Origin of the sequence: Pseudomonas sp. PONIH3 (assembly GCF_002934345.1) — a bacterium.
In the GTDB taxonomy this organism is placed as follows: Bacteria; Pseudomonadota; Gammaproteobacteria; order Pseudomonadales; family Pseudomonadaceae; genus Aquipseudomonas; species Aquipseudomonas soli.
Window position 1 is genome coordinate 1,182,147 of the sequence record NZ_CP026386.1, and the last position, 22,729, is coordinate 1,204,875.

20 protein-coding genes are annotated in these 22,729 nt (G+C 64.3%); 11 read left to right on the forward strand and 9 right to left on the reverse strand.

The window, feature by feature from the left end; genetic code table 11:
* Nucleotides 1–25: 25 nt before the first annotated feature.
* The 6 genes from cysG to C3F42_RS05345 form a co-directional block, all read right to left on the reverse strand.
* Nucleotides 26–1,417: a siroheme synthase CysG gene (cysG, locus tag C3F42_RS05320; protein ID WP_104444138.1), complete on the reverse strand. Its 1,392-nt coding sequence runs from the start codon at nt 1,415–1,417 to the stop codon at nt 26–28.
* Nucleotides 1,418–2,698: a serine--tRNA ligase gene (gene serS, locus C3F42_RS05325; protein ID WP_038705845.1), complete on the reverse strand. Its 1,281-nt coding sequence runs from the start codon at nt 2,696–2,698 to the stop codon at nt 1,418–1,420. It lies immediately after the preceding gene.
* Nucleotides 2,699–2,728: 30 nt separating this feature from the next.
* Nucleotides 2,729–3,103 (reverse strand): fluoride efflux transporter CrcB, encoded by a 375-nt coding sequence (gene crcB, locus C3F42_RS05330; protein WP_023630958.1) that lies wholly within the window; start codon nt 3,101–3,103, stop codon nt 2,729–2,731.
* The gene (locus C3F42_RS05335; protein WP_038705844.1) at nt 3,100–4,425 is read right to left on the reverse strand and encodes a replication-associated recombination protein A; all 1,326 of its coding nucleotides are present in this window, start codon (nt 4,423–4,425) and stop codon (nt 3,100–3,102) included. Before C3F42_RS05335 ends, crcB begins: the two co-directional genes overlap by 4 nt.
* 12 nt (nt 4,426–4,437) lie before the next feature.
* Entirely contained in the window at nt 4,438–5,061 is a 624-nt protein-coding gene (gene lolA, locus C3F42_RS05340) for an outer membrane lipoprotein chaperone LolA (protein WP_031315274.1), read from the reverse strand.
* Nucleotides 5,062–5,123: 62 nt separating this feature from the next.
* Nucleotides 5,124–7,604 (reverse strand): DNA translocase FtsK, encoded by a 2,481-nt coding sequence (locus C3F42_RS05345; protein ID WP_052062188.1) that lies wholly within the window; start codon nt 7,602–7,604, stop codon nt 5,124–5,126.
* Nucleotides 7,605–8,019: 415 nt separating this feature from the next.
* Between C3F42_RS05345 and aat the strand changes: the two genes are divergently transcribed.
* The 3 genes from aat to infA all read left to right on the forward strand — a co-directional run bounded on the left by aat (nt 8,020) and on the right by infA (nt 9,787).
* Nucleotides 8,020–8,700 (forward strand): leucyl/phenylalanyl-tRNA--protein transferase, encoded by a 681-nt coding sequence (aat, locus tag C3F42_RS05350; RefSeq protein ID WP_023630956.1) that lies wholly within the window; start codon nt 8,020–8,022, stop codon nt 8,698–8,700.
* A gap of 57 nt (nt 8,701–8,757) precedes the next feature.
* Nucleotides 8,758–9,465: an arginyltransferase gene (locus C3F42_RS05355; RefSeq protein WP_104444139.1), complete on the forward strand. Its 708-nt coding sequence runs from the start codon at nt 8,758–8,760 to the stop codon at nt 9,463–9,465.
* A gap of 103 nt (nt 9,466–9,568) precedes the next feature.
* Nucleotides 9,569–9,787 carry a translation initiation factor IF-1 gene (gene infA / locus C3F42_RS05360; RefSeq protein ID WP_002553999.1) on the forward strand — a complete coding sequence of 73 codons (219 nt, stop codon included), beginning with the start codon at nt 9,569–9,571 and terminating at the stop codon, nt 9,785–9,787.
* A 128-nt stretch (nt 9,788–9,915) separates the two neighbouring features.
* On the opposite strand, the gene clpA is transcribed toward infA, so the two are convergent.
* Both clpA and clpS read right to left on the reverse strand, forming a co-directional pair.
* Complete coding sequence (clpA, locus tag C3F42_RS05365) at nt 9,916–12,186, reverse strand: ATP-dependent Clp protease ATP-binding subunit ClpA (protein WP_038705843.1); 2,271 nt, start codon at nt 12,184–12,186, stop codon at nt 9,916–9,918.
* Nucleotides 12,187–12,216: 30 nt separating this feature from the next.
* Entirely contained in the window at nt 12,217–12,591 is a 375-nt protein-coding gene (gene clpS, locus C3F42_RS05370) for an ATP-dependent Clp protease adapter ClpS (RefSeq protein WP_023630410.1), read from the reverse strand.
* A gap of 231 nt (nt 12,592–12,822) precedes the next feature.
* Here clpS and cspD point away from each other — a divergent pair, with 231 nt between their 5' ends.
* Nucleotides 12,823–13,077, forward strand: a complete 255-nt coding sequence (gene cspD / locus C3F42_RS05375) for a cold shock domain-containing protein CspD (protein ID WP_023630409.1) — start codon at nt 12,823–12,825, stop codon at nt 13,075–13,077.
* 73 nt (nt 13,078–13,150) lie between these two features.
* Here cspD and icd read toward each other — a convergent pair whose 3' ends face one another.
* Complete coding sequence (icd, locus tag C3F42_RS05380) at nt 13,151–14,407, reverse strand: NADP-dependent isocitrate dehydrogenase (protein ID WP_023630408.1); 1,257 nt, start codon at nt 14,405–14,407, stop codon at nt 13,151–13,153.
* 451 nt (nt 14,408–14,858) lie between these two features.
* On the opposite strand from icd, the gene C3F42_RS05390 reads away from it, so the two are divergent.
* The 7 genes from C3F42_RS05390 (at nt 14,859) to C3F42_RS05420 (ending at nt 22,626) form a co-directional block, all read left to right on the forward strand.
* A complete protein-coding gene (locus tag C3F42_RS05390; RefSeq protein ID WP_104444140.1) occupies nt 14,859–17,084 on the forward strand; it encodes an NADP-dependent isocitrate dehydrogenase in 2,226 nt (741 codons plus the stop codon).
* A gap of 104 nt (nt 17,085–17,188) precedes the next feature.
* Nucleotides 17,189–17,629: an NUDIX hydrolase gene (locus C3F42_RS05395; protein ID WP_104444141.1), complete on the forward strand. Its 441-nt coding sequence runs from the start codon at nt 17,189–17,191 to the stop codon at nt 17,627–17,629.
* A 51-nt stretch (nt 17,630–17,680) separates the two neighbouring features.
* Nucleotides 17,681–18,805, forward strand: a complete 1,125-nt coding sequence (gene mnmA, locus C3F42_RS05400; protein WP_023630404.1) for a tRNA 2-thiouridine(34) synthase MnmA — start codon at nt 17,681–17,683, stop codon at nt 18,803–18,805.
* Nucleotides 18,802–19,428, forward strand: a complete 627-nt coding sequence (hflD, locus tag C3F42_RS05405; RefSeq protein ID WP_038705842.1) for a high frequency lysogenization protein HflD — start codon at nt 18,802–18,804, stop codon at nt 19,426–19,428. The genes mnmA and hflD overlap by 4 nt, the downstream gene beginning before the upstream one ends.
* Before the next feature lie 152 nt (nt 19,429–19,580).
* Complete coding sequence (gene purB / locus C3F42_RS05410; protein WP_046856178.1) at nt 19,581–20,951, forward strand: adenylosuccinate lyase; 1,371 nt, start codon at nt 19,581–19,583, stop codon at nt 20,949–20,951.
* Between the two features lie 81 nt (nt 20,952–21,032).
* Nucleotides 21,033–22,199, forward strand: coding sequence for a cupin domain-containing protein (locus tag C3F42_RS05415; protein ID WP_038705840.1), 1,167 nt, complete (start codon nt 21,033–21,035; stop codon nt 22,197–22,199).
* The gene (locus C3F42_RS05420; protein WP_023631510.1) at nt 22,192–22,626 is read left to right on the forward strand and encodes a GNAT family N-acetyltransferase; all 435 of its coding nucleotides are present in this window, start codon (nt 22,192–22,194) and stop codon (nt 22,624–22,626) included. Before C3F42_RS05415 ends, C3F42_RS05420 begins: the two co-directional genes overlap by 8 nt.
* Nucleotides 22,627–22,729 lie beyond the last annotated feature (103 nt).

Sequence of the window (22,729 nt, forward strand, 5' to 3'; positions counted from 1 at the left end):
GGGCCGCAAGGCGGCCCCAGTCATTTCAGGCGTCTTGCGCGCCTTCGAACCACGCCAGCTTCTCGCGCAACTGCACCACTTCCCCGACGATCACCAGGGTCGGCGCATGCACTTCGTGGCGTGCCACCAACGCTGGCAGGTCGGCCAGGGTGCCGGTGAACACCCGCTGGTTGCGGGTGGTGCCCTGCTGCACCAGCGCAGCCGGCGTACTCGCCGCACGGCCATGGCGGATCAACTCGGCGCAGATGGTCGGCAAGCCGACCAGGCCCATGTAGAACACCAGGGTCTGGGCCGGAGCCACCAGGTCATTCCAGGGCAGGTTGCTGGTGCCATCCTTCAGGTGGCCGGTAACGAAGCGCACCGACTGGGCATAGTCGCGGTGGGTCAGTGGAATCCCGCCATAGGCCGAACAACCACTGGCTGCCGTGATGCCCGGTACCACCTGGAACGGAATACCTTCGTCGGCCAGCTCCTCGATCTCCTCGCCACCCCGGCCAAAGATGAACGGATCGCCACCTTTGAGCCGCAGCACGCGCTTGCCCTGGCGAGCGAGGTCGACCAGCAGGCGATTGATCTTGTCCTGCGGCACGGCATGATCGGCGCGGCGCTTGCCGACATAGATGCGCTCGGCGTCACGCCGACACATATCGATGATGGCAGGAGCCACCAGGCGGTCGTACAGCACCACGTCGGCCTGCTGCATCAGGCGCAGGGCGCGGAAGGTCAGCAGGTCCGGATCGCCCGGCCCCGCGCCCACCAGGTACACCTCGCCGCCCTGCTGCACCGGCGCGCCATCGACCATCGTCTGCAACAGGCGCTCGGCCTCGGCGCCCTGCCCGGCCAGCTGGCGCTCTGCGATCGGCCCCTGGAACACGGTTTCCCAAAAGCCACGACGCTGGTTCACGTCAGGGTACAAGGCCTTGACCTTGTGACGGAAGCGCGCCGCCAGCCCAGCCAACTCGCCGTAGGCGGAAGGGATCCAGGCCTCCAGCCTGGCGCGGATCAGGCGCGCCAACACTGGAGCGTCGCCGCCGCTGGAAACCGCCACCACCAACGGTGAACGGTCGACGATGGCCGGAAAGATCACCGTGCACAGGGCCGGCGCATCCACCACGTTGACTGGCAGGCTGCGCGCCTGGGCCTCGGCCGAGACCTGGGCGTTGAGCGCCGAGTCGTCGGTCGCCGCGATCACCAGCCGACAACCGTCCAGGTCCGGGGCCTGGTAGCCACGCACCAGGACTTCGCCCCCGCCCTCTCGGGCCATTGCGGCGAGCTGGCTGTCGACCTCAGGCGCTACCACCCGCAGCGCGGCGCCAGCATCGGCCAGCAGGCGCGCCTTGCGCAAGGCGATCTCGCCGCCGCCGACGACCAGCACACGGCCACCCTGCAGCTTGTGGAACAGCGGCAGGTAGTCCATTCAGCGAATGACCTCGACGCCACCCATGTACGGTTTGAGCACTTCAGGCACACGGATCGAACCGTCGGCTTGCTGGTAGTTCTCCAGCACGGCGACCAAGGTACGACCGACGGCCAGGCCCGACCCATTGAGGGTGTGCACCAGCTCCGGCTTGCCGGTTTCCGGGTTGCGCCAGCGGGCTTGCATGCGGCGCGCCTGGAAGTCGCCGCAGTTGGAGCAGGAGCTGATCTCGCGGTACTTGTCCTGGCTTGGCACCCAGACCTCCAGGTCGTAGGTCTTCACCGCGCCAAAGCCCATGTCGCCGGTGCACAGCGCCAGTACGCGGTACGGCAGCTCCAGCAGCTGGAGCACGCGCTCGGCGTTGGCGGTCAGGCCTTCCAGCGCTTCCATCGACTTGGACGGCTCGACCACCTGGACCATCTCGACCTTGTCGAACTGGTGCTGGCGGATCATGCCGCGGGTGTCACGGCCCGAGGCACCGGCCTCGCTGCGGAAGCACGGGGTGTGGGCGACCAGCTTCAGCGGCAGCTGCTTGGCGTCGAGGATCTCACCCGCCACCAGGTTGGTCAGCGACACTTCGGCGGTCGGGATCAGGTAGAAGTCAGCCTCGCCTTCGCGGGTGATCTTGAACAGGTCTTCCTCGAACTTCGGCAGCTGGCCGGTGCCCTGCAGGGCCGGGGCCTGCACCAGGTACGGGGTGTAGTGCTCTTCGTAGCCGTGCTCGCCGGTGTGCAGGTTGATCATGAACTGCGCCAGGGCGCGGTGCAGGCGGGCCACCGGGCCACGCAGCACGGCAAAGCGGGCGCCGGACAGCTTGGCCGCAGCCTCGAAGTCCAGGCCACCGCTGACCTCGCCCAGGGCGACGTGGTCCTTGATTTCGAAATCGAAGGCCTTCGGCGTGCCCCAGCGGCGCACTTCGACGTTGTCGTCTTCGCTGGCGCCGACCGGCACGCTGGCGTCCGGCAGGTTGGGGATGGTCAGCAGGATGCCGTCCAGTTCCGCCTGGATGCCATCCAGCTCGGTCTTGCCGGCGGCCAGCTCGTTGGCCATGCGCTCGACGTCGGCCATCAGCGGGGCGATGTCCTCGCCCTTGGCCTTGGCCTGGCCGATGGACTTGGAGCGGGCGTTACGCTCGGCCTGCAGCTGCTCGGTGCGGGTCTGCACGGCCTTGCGACGCTCTTCCAGCGATTCGATGCGCGCGACATCCAGGCTGAAGCCACGGGAGGCCAGGCGGTCAGCCACTTCCTGAAGTTGGCCGCGTAACAGTTTGGAATCGAGCATATCGTTCTCTCGTTATAAGTAGGTGTTGGTTCAGAATCGGGTCAGGGACAGGCCAGCCCAGGTCGCGAGCAGGCCGCCCACCACGCTGATAATGGTATAGCCCAAGGCCAGCGGGACCTGCCCGCTTTCCATCAGGCGCACGGTATCGAGCGAGAAGGAGGAAAAGGTGGTCAGGCCGCCGAGAAAGCCGACGATCAGCCCGGCGCGCAGCTCGACCGGCACCAGCGGCTTGTGCAGGAACAGCCCGTACAATAGGCCGATCAGCAGGCAGCCAACCAGGTTGACCGCCAGCGTACCGGCATAGAAGTGTCGCGGCCAGTGGGCCGTGACCCAGTTGGCAGTGGCGAAACGCAACAGCGTGCCGGCGATGCCGCCGGCGCTGACTGCGGCAATCAGTGCAATCACGGTTTTCTCCGCTGGCGGGGGCTGGCGCGATCGAGCTCGGCCAGGTGCTTGAGTTTCTCGCCGATCTTCAGTTCCAGGCCACGGGGCACTGGCTGATAGTACTGGCGCGGTTCGAGCTGCTCGGGGAAATAGTCCTCGCCGGCGGCATAGGCGTCCGGCTCGTCGTGGGCATAGCGGTACTCCTCGCCATAGCCCAGTTGCTTCATCAGTTTGGTCGGCGCGTTGCGCAGGTGCAGCGGCACCTCCAGCGAGCCGTGCTCGGCGGCCTCACGCATCGCCGCCTTGAAGCCCATGTAAACGGCGTTGCTCTTCGGCGCGCAGGCGATGTAGGTGATGGCCTGGGCCACCGCCAGCTCGCCCTCGGGGCTACCCAGGCGCTCCTGCACGTCCCAGGCTGCCAGGCACAGGCTCAGGGCGCGGGGGTCGGCGTTGCCGATATCCTCGCTGGCCATGCGCACCACGCGCCGGGCGATGTACAGCGGGTCGCAGCCGCCGTCGAGCATGCGCGCATACCAATACAACGCACCGTCGGGGTTGGAGCCGCGCACCGACTTGTGCAGTGCCGAGATCTGGTCGTAGAACGCCTCGCCACCCTTGTCGAAGCGGCGGCGGCTGTCACCGAGCAGGCTCTGCAGCAGCTCGACGCCGATCTCGCCGCCATCTTCGGCCAGGTCCGAGGCGTTCTCGAGGAAGTTGAGCATGCGCCGGCCATCGCCGTCGGCGGCGGCCATGAGCATCTTGAAGGCTTCGTCACCCACCCGCAGGTTGCGCTTGCCCAGGCCGCGCTCCTCGCTCAGGGCGCGATCGACCAACTTGCGCAGCGCGGCCTCGTCCAGGCTCTTGAGCACATAGACCCGTGCCCGCGAAAGCAGCGCGTTGTTCAGTTCGAAGGACGGGTTCTCGGTGGTCGCGCCGATGAAGATCAGCGTGCCGTCCTCCACGTAGGGCAGGAAGGCGTCCTGTTGCGACTTGTTGAAACGATGCACTTCATCGACGAACAGGATGGTGCGCCGGCCATACTGTCCGGCCTGCTGCTTGGCCACCTCGACGGCCTGGCGGATCTCCTTGACCCCGGCCAGCACCGCCGACACCGTTTCGAAGTGGGCGTCGCAGAACTGCGCCAGCAGCCGCGCCAGGGTGGTCTTGCCCACCCCGGGCGGGCCCCAGAAGATCATCGAGTGCAGCGCACCCTGCTCCAGCGCCTCGCGCAGCGGCTTGCCGCGCGCCAGCAGGTGCTCCTGGCCGACGTACTCGTCCAGATTCGACGGGCGCAGGCGGGCGGCCAGGGGCTGGGCGACGGGTTCGCTTCGAAACAGGTCCATCACGGGCTCCGCTTACTCCTTGATGACGTCCGCGCCCTTGGGGATGTCGAACTGGAACTTGCTGTCCGGCACCGCCTGGTTGGCCTTGACGCCATTGAACAGGATGTTGGTGCGCTGGCCGACGCTGTCGATCAGCTGCATGTCATTGATCAGCCCCCGGCGGAACGACACGCGCAGCGAGTCGAACAGGGTGTCCTTGGTCTTGGGCTTCAAGGTGAAGTCCATGACCTCACCCTGCTCCTTGGAGGTGATGTCGAAGCTCTGGCTGATCTTCGACACATCGCCGGACAGCAGTAGCGCCGGGGTCTGGTTCAGGCGCACGTCGAGCTTCTTGACGGTGGCCTGCTCCAGGTCCGGGTCCCACAGGGTGACGTTCTTGCCGTCCGACACCACCACCTGCTCCTGGGGCGCGTCGGTGTGCCAGTAGAACAGGCCCGGGCGCTTGACGGTCATCTTGCCGTTGGTCTCCTGCAGGCTGGTGCCGCTGGCATCCAGGGTCAGCTGGGAGAAATTGGCCTCGATGGTCTGCGACTTCTCCAGCAATTGCGTCAGGCGCTGGACGTCCTGTTCGCCGGCGTGGGCCGACAGGCTGGCCGCAGCCAGGGCAGAAACCAACAGCATGCGAATCGCGCGCATGGAAATCCTCATTGCACAGTGAAGGGGCCGGGCGCCGTCTATGGCGCCCGGCAGGTTGTTCATCAATCGCGTGGGCCGCCCGGGGCAATCACTTCCCGCGAGCCGTTGCTGTTCATCGGCGTGACCACACCGGCCATTTCCATCGCCTCGATCATGCGCGCGGCGCGGTTGTAGCCGATCTTGAGCTTGCGCTGCACCGCCGAGATCGACGCCCGGCGGCTTTCCAGCACAAACTGCACGGCTTCGTCGTACAGGGCGTCGCTTTCCGAGTCTTCGCCATCGCCGCCGCCACCGCCACCGCCGTCGAAGCCGCTGCCGGCCTCTTCGACGCCATTGAGGATGTCGTCGTTGTAGTCCGGCGCGCCGCGCAGCTTCCATGCTTCGACCGTGCGGTGCACTTCGTCGTCGGAGACGAAGGCGCCATGCACGCGGATCGGCAGGCTGGTGCCCGGCGGCATATAGAGCATGTCACCGTGGCCGAGCAGCTGTTCGGCGCCGCCCTGGTCGATGATGGTCCGCGAGTCGATCTTGCTCGACACCTGGAACGCCATGCGGGTCGGGATGTTGGCCTTGATCAGGCCGGTGATCACGTCCACCGACGGGCGCTGGGTGGCGAGGATCAGGTGGATACCGGCGGCACGGGCCTTCTGGGCGATACGCGCGATCAGTTCCTCGACCTTCTTGCCGACGATCATCATCATGTCGGCGAATTCGTCGACCACCACCACGATGGTCGGCAGGGTCTTCAACGTCGGCGGCTCGTCGTCCATGCTCTCGCGACGGTACAACGGGTCATGGATGACTTCGCCGGCTTCCTGGGCGTCCTTGATCTTGCGGTTGAAGCCCGCCAGGTTGCGCACGCCCATGGCCGCCATCAGCTTGTAGCGCCGCTCCATTTCGGCGACGCTCCAGCGCAGGGCGTTGGCGGCATCCTTCATGTCGGTGACCACCGGGCACAGCAGGTGCGGGATGCCTTCGTAGATCGACAGTTCGAGCATCTTCGGGTCGATCATGATCAGCCGCGCGTCTTCCGGGCCGGACTTGAACAGGATCGACAGAATCATCGCGTTCACCCCCACCGACTTACCGGAGCCGGTGGTACCTGCCACCAGCAGGTGGGGCATCTTGGCCAGGTCGGTGATCACCGGCTTGCCGCCGATGTCGTGGCCCAGGGCCAGGGTGACCGGCGACTTGTTCTCGTCGAACTGCGGCGACGACAACACTTCGGAGAAGCGCACCATCTGGCGGTTCTCGTTGGGGATCTCGATGCCCACGGTAGTCTTGCCGGGGATCACCTCGACCACGCGCACGCTGGTCACTGCCAGCGAACGCGCCAGGTCCTTGGCCAGGTTGGCGATGCGGCTGACCTTCACGCCCGCGGCCGGCTGGATTTCGTAACGGGTGATCACCGGCCCCGGGTGGATCGAGTCCACCGCGACTTCCACGCCGAATTCCTTGAGCTTGATCTCCAGCAACTGGCCGACACCGGCCAGGGACTCAGGCGAGTACTCGATCTTCTTCTGCTCGGCCGGGTCGAGGATGGAAATGGACGGCAAGGTACCTTCCACCGCGCTGTCGATGAACAGCGGCGCCTGTTTTTCCTTCATGACCCGCTTGCTCGGCTCCGGCGCCTTGTCCGCGGTCGGCGGGATGATCACCGGGGCGGCGGGCTGTGCGCGAGCTACCACGGTTTCGCGCGGCGCGGCCGATTCGCGGGCCACCGCAGCTTCGCGCGGCACCACCGGGCGGGCCGGCGGCTCGTCACGCGTCATCACAGGTTCGGCGCGCTCGCGCAGCTGCGCCTTGGCCGGCTCGCGCCTGTCGCCTTTGCCGCCCAGGTCAAAGACCGGGTCGTCGACTTCACGCAGCTGGGCTTCCAGGCGCTTGCGCTCATTACGCGCCTCCCACCAGCGGCTGGCTGCGCCTTGCACCAGTTCGAACAGGTCGAGGGTGATCTTGCCCGTCAGGTCCATCACCTTGAACCAGGACAGGTCGGTAAACACCGTCAGGCCGAACAGGAACAGGGCAATGAACATCAGCGTGCTGCCCTGCACGTTCAGCAGGTTGCGCGCCAGATCGCCCAGGCTTTCGCCCAGGGCACCGCCGGCGGAGAACGGGATGTTCGCCGAGGGGTGGAAGTGGATATGCGCCAGGGCCGCGCCCGACAGCACCAGGAACACCAGGCCGATCAGCCGCCAGGAGAACAGCCAGCCGCTCCACTGCCAGGGCTGGTGGCGCTCGCGGAAGATCTGCCAGGTCTTGATCGCCAGCAGCAGCGGGAAGATGTAGGCGAAGTAGCCGAGCACCATGAACAGGATGTCGGCGAAATAGGCCCCGGCGCGGCCGGCGGCGTTCTGCACCTGCTCGGCGTTGCTGGTGTGGCTGAAGCCCGGGTCGGCGGTGTCATAGGTGACCAGTGCCATCCACAGGTACAGGCACAGGGCGCCGACGGCAATCAGCGCACCTTCCTTCAGGCGATAGTGCAGCTGCTGCCGCCACAGGGGCACTGGCAAGGGGGCTGGGGTTGCGGTGGATTTCTTCAAAACGCGTCTATTCCTGCGCGTGCTGCGCGTCCAATAGTGATTGGCCGGTCACCGGCCAATGAACCACTACTTTTAACATTACTGCCCACCCGCCGCCATGGCGGCACGCTGTATGGCGCGTGAACGGGGCGACTTTCATATTGATGCAATTTGAGCATGCATTTTCTTTTGTGACAAAGGCTTATGCTGTGTTTTTGCGCAGGTGTGACAGCAAATGTGCCAGATGGTGCCGGTGGCGGCTCGAATGGGTGGTTGATTGGCGGTAGATTCTGCCAGGTCCGGCCCTGTCGCGGGGCAAGTCGGGTCGCCGCATCGCCGCTCCCACGCGGACCGCGCCCGCGAGGACGGTCGTTGACCTCATCCACAAGCCACGCCATGCTGGAGGCCCTCCCCTCCCCCGCCGCTCAAGAACCCCATGCTCACCTGGCTGACCCGCGACTCGCTGACTTTCCCGCCCCTGGAAAAGGCCCTGCACGACCCCAACGGCCTGCTGGCCGCTGGTGGCGACCTGACCCCGGAGCGCCTGGTCGCAGCCTATCGCCACGGCTGCTTCCCCTGGTACCAGGACGGCCAGCCGATCCTCTGGTGGTCGCCCGACCCGCGCACCGTGCTGTTTCCGGACGAACTGCATGTCTCGCGCTCGCTGGCCAAGCTGATCCGCCAAGGCCGCTACCAGGTGAGCTTCGACAGCGACTTCGCGGCGGTGATTGCTGCCTGCGCCGCGCCCCGGGACTACGCCGATGGCACCTGGATCACCGACACCATGCGCGCCGCCTACTGCGAGCTGCATCGGCGCGGCATCGCCCACTCGGTCGAGGTACGCCGGGAGGGTGAACTGGTCGGCGGCCTGTATGGCCTGGCCATGGGCCGCCTGTTCTTTGGCGAATCGATGTTCAGCCGCGCCGACAATGCCTCCAAGGTGGGATTCGTGACACTGGTCGAACACCTGAAGCAGGCAGGCTTCGTGCTGATCGACTGCCAGATGCCCACCGACCACCTGCACAGCCTGGGCGCCCGCGCCATCAGCCGGGCCAGCTTCGCCGATTACCTGGCGCAACACCTGGATCAGCCCAGTGCGGCCAGCTGGGTTGCCTAGGCGAGTTCCCGGAGCTGGCTTACACTTAGATACAACGTCTCACCTAAGGGGTTGATCATGACAGAGCTGGCGCGGTTGAAGTTCTATGCCACTCAACCCCACTCCTGCAGCTACCTGCCGGATGAGCAGGCAACCACACTGTTTCTCGACCCTAGCCAGCCGATGGATGTGCATGTCTACGCCGACCTTTCGGAAATGGGCTTTCGTCGCAGCGGCGACCACCTCTATCGCCCGCATTGCCAGCAGTGCAACGCCTGCGTGCCGGCGCGCATTCCTGCTGCGCGCTTCATTCCCAACCGCCAGCAGCGACGCATCCTCAAACGTAACGCCGACCTGACCGTCACCGCCGCCCGTCCAGCGTACAAGGAAGAGTACTTCGACCTGTACCGGCGCTACATCGAGCAGCGCCACGCCGATGGCGACATGTATCCGCCAAGCCGCGACCAGTTCTCCACCTTCCTGGTGCGCGACCTGCCGTTCTGCTGGTTCTACGAGTTCCGCCTGGAAGGCCGACTGCTGGCCGTGGCGGTGTGCGATATGCTGCCCAACGGCCTGTCAGCGGTCTACACCTTCTACGAGCCCGAGGAAGAGCGCCGCAGCCTCGGCCGCTACGCGATCCTCTGGCAGATCACCGAAGCCCTGCGCCAAAACCTCGAGGCCGTTTACCTTGGCTACTGGATCAAGAACTGCAAGAAGATGAACTACAAGACCCAGTATCGCCCCATTGAACTGCTGATCAATCAGCGCTGGGTCACCCTCAACTGAAAGGCATTGGCTTGAAACACAATTTTCGGGCATAATCCACGCCACTTTTTTGCCCGGTGCAGTCGTGCGTCGGGCCATCACTGGATACCGAGGGCTTTACTGCATGTCGAAAGAAGACAGCTTCGAAATGGAAGGCACTGTCGTCGACACCCTGCCCAACACCATGTTCCGCGTGGAGTTGGAAAACGGGCACGTCGTTACCGCGCACATCTCTGGCAAGATGCGCAAGAACTACATCCGTATTCTCACTGGCGACAAGGTCCGCGTCGAACTGACGCCGTACGACCTGAGCAAGGGCCGCATCACCTACCGTGCGCGCTAAGCTCAAGCCATGAAAAAGCCCGGCCATTGTGCCGGGCTTTTTTGTGGACGCTTAAAAGCATCGCGGGGCCAGCCCGCTCCCACGTCAGTTTCTGCTGGCATGGGAGCGGGCTGGCCCCGCGATGGTCGTTACGCAACCTCGGCCGTGGTCTCGTAATCGAACACCAGCTCATCATCGCGCAGGTCGATGTGCACCACACCGCCATGCTCGGCCAGCTCACCGAACAGGATCTCTTCGGCCAGCGGCCGCTTGATCTTGTCCTGGATCAGCCGCGCCATTGGCCGCGCGCCCATCTGCACGTCGTAGCCCGAGGCCGCCAGCCAGCCGCGCGCGGCGTCGGTGACCTCCAGCAGCACACGCTTGTCTTCCAGCTGCGCCTGCAGTTCGATAAGGAACTTGTCGACAATGCTCTTGATCGTCTCGTGGGACAGGCGGCCGAACTGGATGATGGTGTCCAGGCGGTTGCGGAATTCTGGCGTGAAGCTCTTGCGGATGACCTCCATGGCGTCGGAGGAGTGGTCCTGATGGGTGAAGCCGATCGAGGCCCGCGCGGCAGTTTCGGCACCGGCGTTGGTGGTCATGATCAGGATCACGTTGCGGAAGTCCGCCTTGCGCCCGTTGTTGTCGGTCAGGGTCCCGTGGTCCATCACCTGCAGCAGCAGGTTGAAGACTTCCGGGTGGGCCTTCTCGATTTCATCGAGCAGCAGCACGCAGTGCGGCTGCTTGGTGATGGCCTCGGTCAGCAGGCCACCCTGGTCGAACCCGACGTAGCCGGGCGGCGCACCGATCAGCCGCGACACAGTGTGCCGCTCCATGTACTCGGACATGTCGAAGCGTACCAGCTCGACCCCCAGGGCCTTGGCCAGCTGCCGAGCAGCCTCGGTCTTGCCCACGCCGGTGGGGCCGGCGAACAGGAACGAGCCCACCGGCTTGTCCGGTGCCTTGAGGCCGGCACGGGACAGCTTGATGGCAGTGGCCAGCGAGTCGATCGCGGCATCCTGGCCGAACACGGTCAGCTTCAGGTCACGCTCAAGGTTGCGCAGCAGCTCCTTGTCGGAACTGGTGACATGCTTTGGCGGGATCCGCGCGATCTTGGCGACGATATCCTCGACCTGCGGCACGTCGATGCGCTTGACCCGGTTGGCTTCCGGCTGCAGGCGCTGATAGGCGCCGGCTTCATCGATCACGTCGATGGCCTTGTCCGGCATGTGCCGGTCATTGATGTAGCGCGAAGCCAGTTCGGCGGCGGCGCGCAGGGCCTCGTCGCTGTACTCGATGTTGTGGTGGCTTTCGAAGCGGCCTTTCAGGCCACGCAGGATGCCCACGGTGTCTTCCACCGACGGCTCGGTGACATCGACCTTCTGGAAGCGACGCGCCAGGGCACGATCCTTCTCGAAGATGCCGCGGAACTCCTGGAACGTGGTGGAGCCGATGCAACGGATCTCACCGGACGACAGCAACGGCTTGAGCAGGTTGGAGGCATCCATCACGCCCCCGGAAGCCGCGCCGGCACCGATGATGGTGTGGATCTCGTCGATGAACAGGATCGCCTGCGGCCGTTTGCGCAGCTCGCCGAGCAGCGCCTTGAAGCGCTTCTCGAAGTCGCCACGGTACTTGGTGCCAGCCAGCAGCGCGCCGAGGTCCAGGGAATAGACCACGCTCTGGGCCAGCAGGTCGGGCACCTGGCCATCGACGATGCGCTTGGCCAGGCCTTCGGCGATGGCTGTCTTGCCGACGCCGGCCTCGCCGACCAGCAACGGGTTGTTCTTGCGCCGACGAGCTAGGATCTGCGCGACGCGCTCGACCTCCTGCTCCCGGCCAACCAGCGGATCGATACGACCGGCACGGGCCAGTTCGTTGAGGTTGCTGGCGTAGGCGTCCAGCGGGTTGCTGGAAGAGGAAGCCTCGCCGCCCTCCTCATCCTGCATGTCCTGGTCGCTGTCGGTGTTCGGACCATGGCCCGGCACCTTGCTGATGCCATGGGCGATGTAGTTGACGACGTCGATACGCGCCACGCTCTGCTGCTTGAGCAGGAACACCGCCTGGCTTTCCTGTTCGCTGAAGATCGCCACCAGCACGTTGGCGCCGGTCACTTCGCGCTTGCCGGAGCTCTGCACGTGGAACACGGCACGCTGCAGCACGCGCTGGAAGCCCAGCGTCGGTTGCGTCTCGCGGTCCTCGTCATGCACGGGGATCAGCGGGGTGGTGGAATCGATGAACTCCTGCAGGTCGTGCTTGAGCTTGTCGAGATTGGCGCCACAGGCGCGCAGAACGGTCGCGGCAGCCTCATTGTCAAGGAGTGCCAGCAGCAGGTGTTCGACGGTCATGAACTCATGACGTTTCGAACGGGCCTCCTTGAAGGCCAGATTGAGGGTGACTTCGAGCTCGCGGTTTAACATAGCTTCACCTCATACCCAAGTGGTCGGCGATTAACCGTCCTTCTCGATTTCACAGAGTAGCGGATGCTGGCTTTCCCTGGCGTATTGGTTGACCTGCATGGCCTTTGTTTCGGCGATGTCACGGGTAAACAATCCGCACACTGCCCGCCCTTCGGTATGGACGGTCAGCATGATCTTGGTCGCCAGCTCGCGGTTCAGATTGAAGAACGTCTCGAGCACTTCGACGACGAAATCCATTGGCGTGTAGTCATCGTTGAACAAAACCACCTTGTACATCGGTGGCGCCTGCAGGATCGGCTTGGCCTCCTGGACGGCAAGGCCCGCGCCATCGTCCTCGTGCCCGTCCTCATGCGACTGCGGGCGATCCTGATTGAATGTTAGTCGAATCTCACTGAGTACATGCATGGAAAGAATTTCATCATGATCGACAGGTTAAGGTTGTGGGTTGACCGCGCAGGCCCCTCCCGGCGCGGGCGCCGGCTGACCTTGACTATCGGCAAAACGGTGTTACAACCAATAAGAACCCACCGTGGTCGATAAAGATCCGCGCAGTCAACCAGATTTTCTCGCAAGGTTCGTATGCGGATGAAGTGGATGATACTCCAGTGATGGAGTCCTTTGCAGAGGGACATAGGGATGGCAAGCGGTAAAGTCAAGTGGTTCAACAATGCCAAGGGCTACGGATTCATCAACGAGGACGGTAAGACCGATGATCTGTTCGCCCACTATTCAGCGATCCAGATGGACGGGTACAAGACGCTGAAAGCCGGCCAATCCGTGAACTTCGAGATCATCCAGGGCCCCAAAGGGCTTCACGCGACAGAGATCAAAAGCGCCACCAGCACGGTACAGGCCAGCGCCACGAACCCAGGCAGCACCGTCGAAGTCTGATCTCTGAGCTGTCTGCCGGTAAACGAAAAAACCGGTCGCCCCTTTAACAAAGAGGCGACCGGTTTTTTCACGCTTACATGTGCTTGATCAGCGCCTCGCCAAAGCCCGAGCTGCCGACCAGGGTCGCGCCCTCCATCAGGCGTTCGAAGTCGTAGGTCACGGTCTTGGCCGCAATGGCGCCATTGGTGCCCTTGATGATCAGGTCCGCGGCCTCGGTCCAACCCATGTGGCGTAGCATCATCTCGGCCGACAGGATCACCGACCCCGGATTGACCTGATCCTTGCCGGCGTACTTCGGCGCGGTGCCGTGGGTGGCCTCGAACATGGCCACGGTGTCAGACAGGTTGGCCCCCGGCGCGATGCCGATACCGCCCACCTCCGCCGCCAATGCGTCGGACAGGTAGTCGCCATTGAGGTTGAGCGTGGCGATCACATCGTACTCGGCCGGGCGCAGCAGGATCTGCTGGAGCATGGCGTCGGCGATGGCATCCTTGACGATCACCTCGCGGCCGGTCCGCGGGTTCTTGAACTTCATCCACGGGCCGCCATCGAGCAATTCGGCGCCGAACTCGTCGCGAGCCACCTCGTAGCCCCAGTCCTTGAAGGCACCTTCGGTGAACTTCATGATGTTGCCTTTGTGCACCAGGGTCAGCGACTTGCGGTCGTTATCAACGACATATTGCAGAGCCTTGCGCACCAAGCGCTTGGTGCCTTCCTTCGACACCGGCTTGACGCCGATGCCGCAGTCCTGGTCGAAGCGGATCTTGGTGACGCCCATTTCCTCCTTGAGGAACTTGATCACCTTGTTCGCCTCGGGCGAGCCGGCCTTCCACTCGATACCGGCATAGATGTCCTCGGAGTTCTCGCGGAAGATCACCATGTCGACGTCGCCTGGCTTTTTCACCGGGCTCGGCACGCCCTGGAACCACACCACCGGACGCAGGCACACATACAGGTCGAGTTGCTGGCGCAACGCCACGTTGAGCGAACGGATGCCGCCACCGACCGGTGTGGTCAGCGGCCCCTTGATCGACACCACGTAGTCTTTCACCGCATCCAGGGTTTCCTGGGGCAGCCAGGTGTCCTGGTCATAGACCTGGGTGGCCTTCTCGCCGGCATACACCTCCATCCAGGCGATCTTGCGCTTGCCGCCATAGGCCTTCTGCACGGCGGCATCGACCACCTTGATCATCACCGGCGAGACGTCCACGCCGATGCCGTCGCCTTCGATGTAGGGAATGATGGGGTTATCGGGAACATTGAGCGAATGGTCTGCATTGACGGTGATCTTGGCACCATCAGTCGGAACCTTGATTTTCTGGTATCCCATGCTGCACTACTCCGCTTTTCCTGGTGTGATTGGAAATCGTGCGATCCACTGAGCCTAAACCACATCCGCCGACCTGCAAGGCAGGAGCCCGCCAACACCGGCAAACAGGTGGCAAATGCCTGCGGCAACACGCCACATTGCCCCTACGTCTTTGGTCTTATAAATGCGCTGATACCACTTCGCCTTGCTGATTAGCCCAAAGGGTTTGATATACTCCGGCGCGACCATAGGGTCACCGGGGCGAACCCTAGGAAAATGCGGCTCGCCCTTGGTCATGAATGACCACAAAGCCTGGGTCGTTACCGCGGCCCAGCACTTGACGCTCGACTGATGCATCCACCATCACCGCTCGCAGCCTCTCGACTTTCCGCTCATGGCGTCGCCAGGGCGAAGCGCCTACCCTGCGCACCTCGAGACTCGAGTACGCTCAGCACATAGAGAGTTAACCCGCATGCCCACCCGTTCCAAGATCATCTACACCTTCACCGACGAAGCCCCCGCCCTCGCCACCTACTCGCTGCTGCCGATCGTCGAGGCCTTCACTGCCTGCGCCGACATCGCCGTCGAAACCCGCGACATCTCCCTGGCCGGCCGTATCCTCGCCGCCTTCCCGGAGCAACTGGGCAGCGAGAAGCAGGTAGGCGATCACCTGGCGGAACTGGGCCAGCTGGCCACCACCCCTGAAGCCAACATCATCAAGCTGCCGAACATTTCCGCTTCGGTTCCACAGCTGAAGGCCGCGATCAAGGAGCTGCAAGCCAAGGGCTTCAACATCCCCGACTACGCCGACGAGCCGGCCAGCGCCGAAGAGAAAGAATCGCGCGCCCGCTACGACCGCATCAAGGGCAGCGCCGTGAACCCTGTCCTGCGCGAAGGCAACTCCGACCGCCGCGCGCCGCTGTCGGTCAAGAACTACGCCCGCAAGCACCCGCACAAGATGGGCGCCTGGGCCGCCGACTCCAAGTCGCACGTTGCCCACATGACCCAGGGCGACTTCTACGGCAGCGAGAAGGCCGCGCTGATCGAGGCTGACGACAGCCTGCGCATCGAACTGGTCGGCAAGGACGGCAGCACCACCGTGCTGAAAGAAAAGACCGCCGTCAAAGCCGCCGAAGTGATCGACTGCGCCACCATGAGCCGCAAGGCCCTGAAAGCCTTCATCGCCGAGCAGATCGCCGATGCCAAGGCCTCCGGCGTGCTGCTGTCGGTGCACCTGAAAGCCACCATGATGAAGGTTTCCGACCCGATCATGTTCGGCGTGATCGTCGAAGAGTTCTACAACGACGTGCTCGTCAAGCACGCCGCCGCACTGGCCGAAGTGGGCTTCAACGCCAACAACGGCATCGGCGACCTGTACGCCCGCATCAAGGACCTGCCTGCTGAAAAGCAAGCCGAGATCGAAGCCGATATCCAGGCCCTGTACGCCGTTCGCCCGGCCCTGGCCATGGTCAACTCGGACAAGGGCATCACCAACCTGCACGTACCGAGCGACGTCATCGTCGACGCCTCGATGCCGGCGATGATCCGCGACTCGGGCAAGATGTGGAACACCGCAGGTGAGCTGCAGGACGCCAAGGCCGTGATCCCGGACCGCTGCTACGCCGGTATCTACCAGGCCACCATCGAAGACTGCAAGGCCAATGGCGCCTTCGACCCGACCACCATGGGCAGCGTGCCGAACGTTGGCCTGATGGCGCAGAAAGCCGAAGAGTACGGCTCCCATGACAAGACCTTCCAGATCAAGGCCGACGGCGTCGTGCGCGTGGTCGATGGCAAGGGCAAGGTCATCCTGGAGCAGAACGTCGAAGCCGGTGACATCTTCCGCATGTGCCAGACCAAGGACGCGCCGATCCAGGACTGGGTCAAGCTGGCCGTCAACCGCGCCCGCCTGAGCAACACCCCGGCGGTGTTCTGGCTGGACCCGGCCCGCGCCCACGACGGCGTGATGATCGAAAAGGTGCAGCAGTACCTGAAGGATCACGACACCGCCGGCCTGGATATCCGCATCCTGGCCCCGGTCGACGCCATCAAGTTCTCCCTGGCCCGCATCCGCGAAGGCAAGGACACCATCTCGGTGACCGGCAACGTGCTGCGCGACTACCTGACCGACCTGTTCCCGATCATGGAGCTGGGCACCAGCGCCAAGATGCTGTCGATCGTGCCGCTGATGAACGGCGGTGGCCTGTTCGAGACCGGCGCCGGTGGTTCGGCACCAAAGCACGTGCAGCAGCTGGTTGAAGAGAACTTCCTGCGTTGGGACTCGCTGGGTGAATTCCTGGCCCTGGCCGCTTCCCTGGAGCACTTGGGCAACACCTACGACAATCCGCGCGCCAAGGTCCTGGCCAACACCCTTGACCAGGCCACCGGCAAGTTCCTCGACACCAACAAGTCGCCTTCGCGCAAGGTTGGCGGTATCGACAACCGTGGCAGCCACTTCTACCTGACCCTGTACTGGGCAGAAGCACTGGCCGCCCAGTCCGACGACGCCGCCCTGCAGGCGCGCTTCGCCCCGCTGGCCAAGACTCTGAGCGAGAACGAAGCGACCATCGTCGCCGAGCTCAACGCCGTCCAGGGCAAGCCGGCCGACATCGGTGGCTACTACGCCCCGGATGCCGAGCTGACCGCCAAGGTGATGCGCCCAAGCCAGACCCTGAACAGCGCCATCGCCGCACTGTAAGGTTCGCTTGACGTAACAACACAAACCCCGGCCACGCACCGGGGTTTGTGCTTTCTGGGACTGGGTCTGCTGCGCAGCCCCCAGCATGCAAAAGGACAACCCCAATGACCTGGCAACCCCACATCACTGTCGCCACCGTCGTCGAACACGAGGGCAAGTTCCTTTTCGTCGAGGAATTCAAGGCCGGCCAGCATGTCTTCAACCAGCCCGCCGGCCACCTCGAAGCCAATGAAACCATCACCCAGGCCGCCCTGCGCGAAACCCTCGAGGAAACCGCCTGGGAAGTCGAGCTCACCGGCGTGGTCGGTATCTATCTGTACACCGCCCCCAGCAACGGCGTCACCTACCAGCGCATCTGCTTCGTCGCCCGCCCCGTGCGCCACCACCAGGACCGCGCCCTGGACAGCGACATCGTCCGCGCCGTATGGCTGACCCGCGACGAACTGCTGGCCGAGCCGTCGCGCTGGCGCAGCGAGTTGGTGCCACGCTGCCTTGACGACCACCTCCAAGGCCCACTGCACAGCCTTGACCTGCTGCGCGACTGACGCCGGTTTGATAGAATCGGCGTTTTTCCCCTCTGATACACATCGGTAGCCATGACCAGCCCAGCACTCAAAGACCCCGCCAAGACCCGCGTCATCGTCGGCATGTCCGGCGGCGTGGACTCTTCCGTCTCCGCCCTTCTGCTCATGGAGCAGGGCTACCAGGTGGAAGGTCTGTTCATGAAGAACTGGGAAGAGGACGACGGCACCGAATACTGCACCGCCCGCGAAGACCTGGCCGACGCCCAGGCCGTGTGCGACCGCATCGGTATCAAGCTGCACACCGCCAACTTCGCCGCCGAATACTGGGACAACGTGTTCGAGCACTTCCTCGAGGAGTACAAGGCCGGCCGCACGCCGAACCCGGATATCCTCTGCAACCGCGAAATCAAGTTCAAGGCCTTCCTCGACTACGCCCTGTCCCTGGGCGCCGACCTGATCGCCACCGGCCACTATGTGCGCCGCCGCGACACTGGCGAGCTGACCGAGCTACTCAAGGGCCTGGACCCGAACAAGGACCAGAGCTACTTCCTGCACGCCGTCGGCGGCAAGGAGATCGCCCGCACCCTGTTCCCGGTGGGCGAACTGGAAAAGCCCGAGGTACGCGCCATCGCCGAGAAACACGGCCTGGCCACCGCCAAGAAGAAGGACTCCACTGGTATCTGCTTCATCGGCGAGCGCCGCTTCAGCGACTTCCTCAAGCAGTACCTGCCGGCCCAGCCGGGCGAGATCCAGACCACCGAGGGTGAAGTGATCGGCCAGCACCACGGCCTGATGTACCACACCATCGGCCAGCGCCAGGGCCTGGGCATCGGCGGCCTGAAAGACGCCAGCGACGAGCCGTGGTACGTGCTGGAAAAGGACCTGTCGCGCAACGTGCTGGTGGTCGGCCAGGGCAACGAGCACCCGTGGCTGTTCTCCCGCGCCCTGCTGGCCTCGGAAATCTTCTGGGTCAACCCGATCGACCTGTCCAGCCCGCGCAAACTTACCGCCAAGGTGCGCTACCGCCAAGCCGACCAGCAGTGCACGCTGGAGCAGACCGCCAGCGGCTACCGCGCCGTGTTCGACGAGCCGCAGCGCGCCGTCACCCCGGGCCAGTCGGTAGTGTTCTATGACGGCGAGGTATGCCTGGGCGGCGGCGTGATCGAAGTCGCCGAGCCCTGGAGCCCGCGCCCATGAACAACCTCCAGGAGCAACTGATTGCCCTGGGCGGCGTGTTCCAGGCCGCCGTGCTGGTGGACCGCATCGCCCGCACCGGCCAGGCCAGCGAAGCCAATATCGGCTGCATGCTCGGCAGCCTGCTGGTGGTCGACCCCAAGGACACCCTGGAAGTGTTCGGCGGCGACGACATCAACCTGCGCGACGGCTACCGGGCGCTGGTCGGCGCCCTGGAGCGCGACCCCAGCAGCCTGCAACGCGAGCCGCTGCGCTACGCCCTGTCGATGCTGGGCCTCGAGCGCCAGCTGAACAAGCGTGGCGACATGCTCGATACCATCGGCAACCGCCTGCCGCAGATCCAGTCCCAGGCCGAGCATTTCGGCCTGGTTCATGAAAACGTCATCGCCTCCAGCGGAGCCTTGTACCAAGACACCCTGAGCACCCTGCGCCAGCGCATCCAGGTGCATGGCGACATGCGCTTCCTGCAGCAGGCCAGCAACGCTTCGAAGATCCGCGCCCTGCTGCTGGCCGGCATTCGCGCCGCGCGCCTGTGGCGCCAGCTGGGCGGGCACCGCTGGCAGCTGGTGTTCAGCCGGCGCAAGCTGCTCAACGAGCTGTACGGGATGATGCGTACCGCCGATTGAAATGAACCGTGGGAGCGGCGGTGCCCCGCCGCTCCCACGCCAGACACCACACGCTTCGAAATGGCCCGACCTTTGGTCAGCCACCCGACCCGGGCGCGTTTTTCATGTATGATATGCGCCCTTCCAAAAGCCTGACTGTCCGAGAACACCCCATGCAGCTCTCCTCGCTCACTGCGGTTTCCCCTGTAGACGGCCGTTATGCCGGCAAAACCCAGGCCCTGCGCCCCATTTTCAGCGAATTCGGCCTGATCCGTTTCCGCGCCCTGGTCGAAGTGCGCTGGCTGCAGCGCCTGGCCGCCCACCCGCAGATCGGCGAAGTGCCGGCGTTCAGCGCCGAAGCCAACGCCGTGCTGGACAGCCTGGCCACCGATTTCAAACTCGAGCACGCCGAACGCGTCAAGGAAATCGAGCGCACCACCAACCACGACGTCAAGGCCATCGAGTACCTGCTCAAGGAGCAGGCCGCGCAGTTGCCTGAGTTGGCCAAGGTCAGCGAGTTCATCCACTTCGCCTGCACCAGCGAGGACATCAACAACCTGTCCCACGCCCTGATGCTGCGCGCCGGCCGTGACGAAGTGCTGCTGCCACTGATGCGTCAGATCGCCGAAGCGATCCGCACCCTGGCCCACACCCACGCCGCCGTGCCGATGCTGTCGCGCACCCACGGCCAGCCGGCCTCGCCGACCACCCTGGGCAAGGAACTGGCCAACGTCGTCTACCGCCTGGAGCGCCAGATCGCGCAAGTGGCCGCCGTGCCGCTGCTGGGCAAGATCAACGGCGCCGTGGGCAACTACAACGCCCACCTGTCGGCCTACTCGCAGATCGACTGGGAAGCCAACGCCCGCGCCTTCATCGAGGACGAGCTGGGCCTGGTGTTCAACCCCTACACCACCCAGATCGAGCCGCACGACTACATCGCCGAGCTGTTCGACGCCATCGCCCGCTTCAACACCATCCTCATCGACTTCGACCGCGACGTCTGGGGCTACATCTCGCTGGGCTACTTCAAGCAGAAGACCGTTGCCGGCGAAATCGGCTCCTCGACCATGCCGCACAAGGTCAACCCGATCGACTTCGAGAACTCTGAAGGCAACTTAGGGATAGCCAACGCGCTGTTCCAGCACTTGGCCAGCAAGCTGCCGATCTCGCGCTGGCAGCGTGACCTGACCGACTCCACCGTGCTGCGCAACCTGGGCGTGGGCTTCGCCCACAGCGTCATCGCCTACGAGGCCAGCCTGAAGGGCATCGGCAAGCTGGAAGTCAACGAAGCCCGTATCGCCGCCGATCTGGATGCCTGCTGGGAAGTCCTGGCCGAGCCGATCCAGACCGTGATGCGCCGCTTCAACATCGAGAACCCCTACGAGAAGCTCAAGGAGCTGACCCGTGGCAAGGGCATCACCCCTGACGCGCTGCTGACCTTCATCGACGGCCTGGACATGCCGGCCGAAGCCAAGGCCGAGCTCAAGCAGCTGACCCCGGCGACCTACATCGGCAACGCGGTGGCCCAGGCCAAACGCATCTAAGCTGACCGTCGCGTGCAACGCCCGGCCTGGCCGGGCGTTTTTATTCCCGTACGAAAATTACGTTTTTTCAATAGGTTGAACATGAATTCTGATACTCCACTGCAACTGTTGGGCGGCCTCACGGCCCGTGAATTCCTGCGCGACTACTGGCAGAAGAAGCCACTGCTGGTACGTCAGGCCTTCCCTGACTTCGTCAGCCCCATCGACGCCGATGAGCTGGCTGGCCTGGCCCTGGAAGAGGAAGTCGAGTCGCGCCTGGTGCTCGAGCACGGCGAGCGCCCGTGGGAGCTGCGCCGCGGCCCGTTCGCCGAGGACGCCTTCAGCGACCTGCCCGAGCGCGACTGGACCCTGCTGGTACAGGCCGTGGACCAGTTCGTCCCGGAAGTGGCCGAGCTGCTGGAGGAATTCCGCTTCCTGCCCAGCTGGCGTATCGACGACGTGATGATCAGCTACGCCGCGCCTGGCGGCAGCGTCGGCCCGCACTTCGACAACTACGATGTATTCCTGCTGCAAGGCGACGGCACGCGCAACTGGAAAGTCGGCCAGATGTGCAACAGCGACAGCGCGCTGATCGACCACGCCGACCTGCGCATCCTCGCTGATTTCGAGCAGAGCGACGAGTGGACCCTGGAACCCGGCGACATGCTCTACCTGCCGCCGCGCCTGGCCCATTACGGCGTCGCCGAGAGCGAGTGCCTGACCTACTCGGTCGGCTTCCGCGCCCCAAGCGCCGCCGAAGTGCTGACCCACTTCACCGATTTCCTCGGCCAGTTCCTGCCGGATGAAGAGCGCTACAGCGATGCCGACGCCCAGCCGGTCAGCGACCCGCACCAGATCCAGCACGATGCCCTCGACCGCCTCAAGGCGCTGATCGACAAGCATATGTCCGACAAGGACCTGCTACTGACCTGGTTCGGCCAGTTCATGACCGAGCCGCGCTACCCTGAGCAGGTTGTCGGTGAAGAGCTGAGCGAGCAGGAGCTGATCAACTACCTCGAACAGGGCGCCGTGCTGATCCGCAACCCAAGCGCACGCATGGCCTGGTCCGAGCTCAACGACGACCTGATGCTGTTCGCCAGCGGGCGCAGCTGCCCACTGCCGGCCAAACTGCGCGAGCTGCTCAAGCTGGTGTGCGCCGCCGATGCCCTGCACATCGACAACCTTGGCCAGTGGCTGCAGGACGAAGACGGCCTGATGCTGGTACAACAGCTGGTCATGCAAGGCAGCCTGGGATTCGCCGATGAATAAGATCAGTGTTCGACTGGCCGACTGGCACAAGGACAATGCCGACATCCACCGCATCCGCAGCGCCGTGTTCGTCGCCGAGCAGCACGTGCCGCCGGAGCTGGAATTCGACGCGGAAGACCCGACCGCCGTGCACTTCCTGGCCCTGGAGGGCGACTACCCGATCGGTACTGCGCGCCTGCTGCCTGACGGCACCATCGGCCGGGTCTCGGTGCTCAGGGACTGGCGCGGCTTGAACGTGGGCGATGCATTGATGCGTGCGGTCATTGTCGAGGCGCAGAACCGCGACCTTACCAAGCAGATGCTCAGCGCCCAGGTACATGCCACTCCATTCTACGAGCGCCTGGGATTCCGCGTGGTCAGCGAGGAATTCCTTGAGGCAGGCATCCCGCACGTCGACATGGTGCGGGATTCGCGCGAAATCGCCTGAGCACTGGGCCGGCTAGCGCCGGCCATCGCCGGCAAGCCGGCTCCCACACCGACCGCGCCCCTCTCAAGCCAAGCGCCGTCGCTGTGGGAGCCAACTTGTCGTG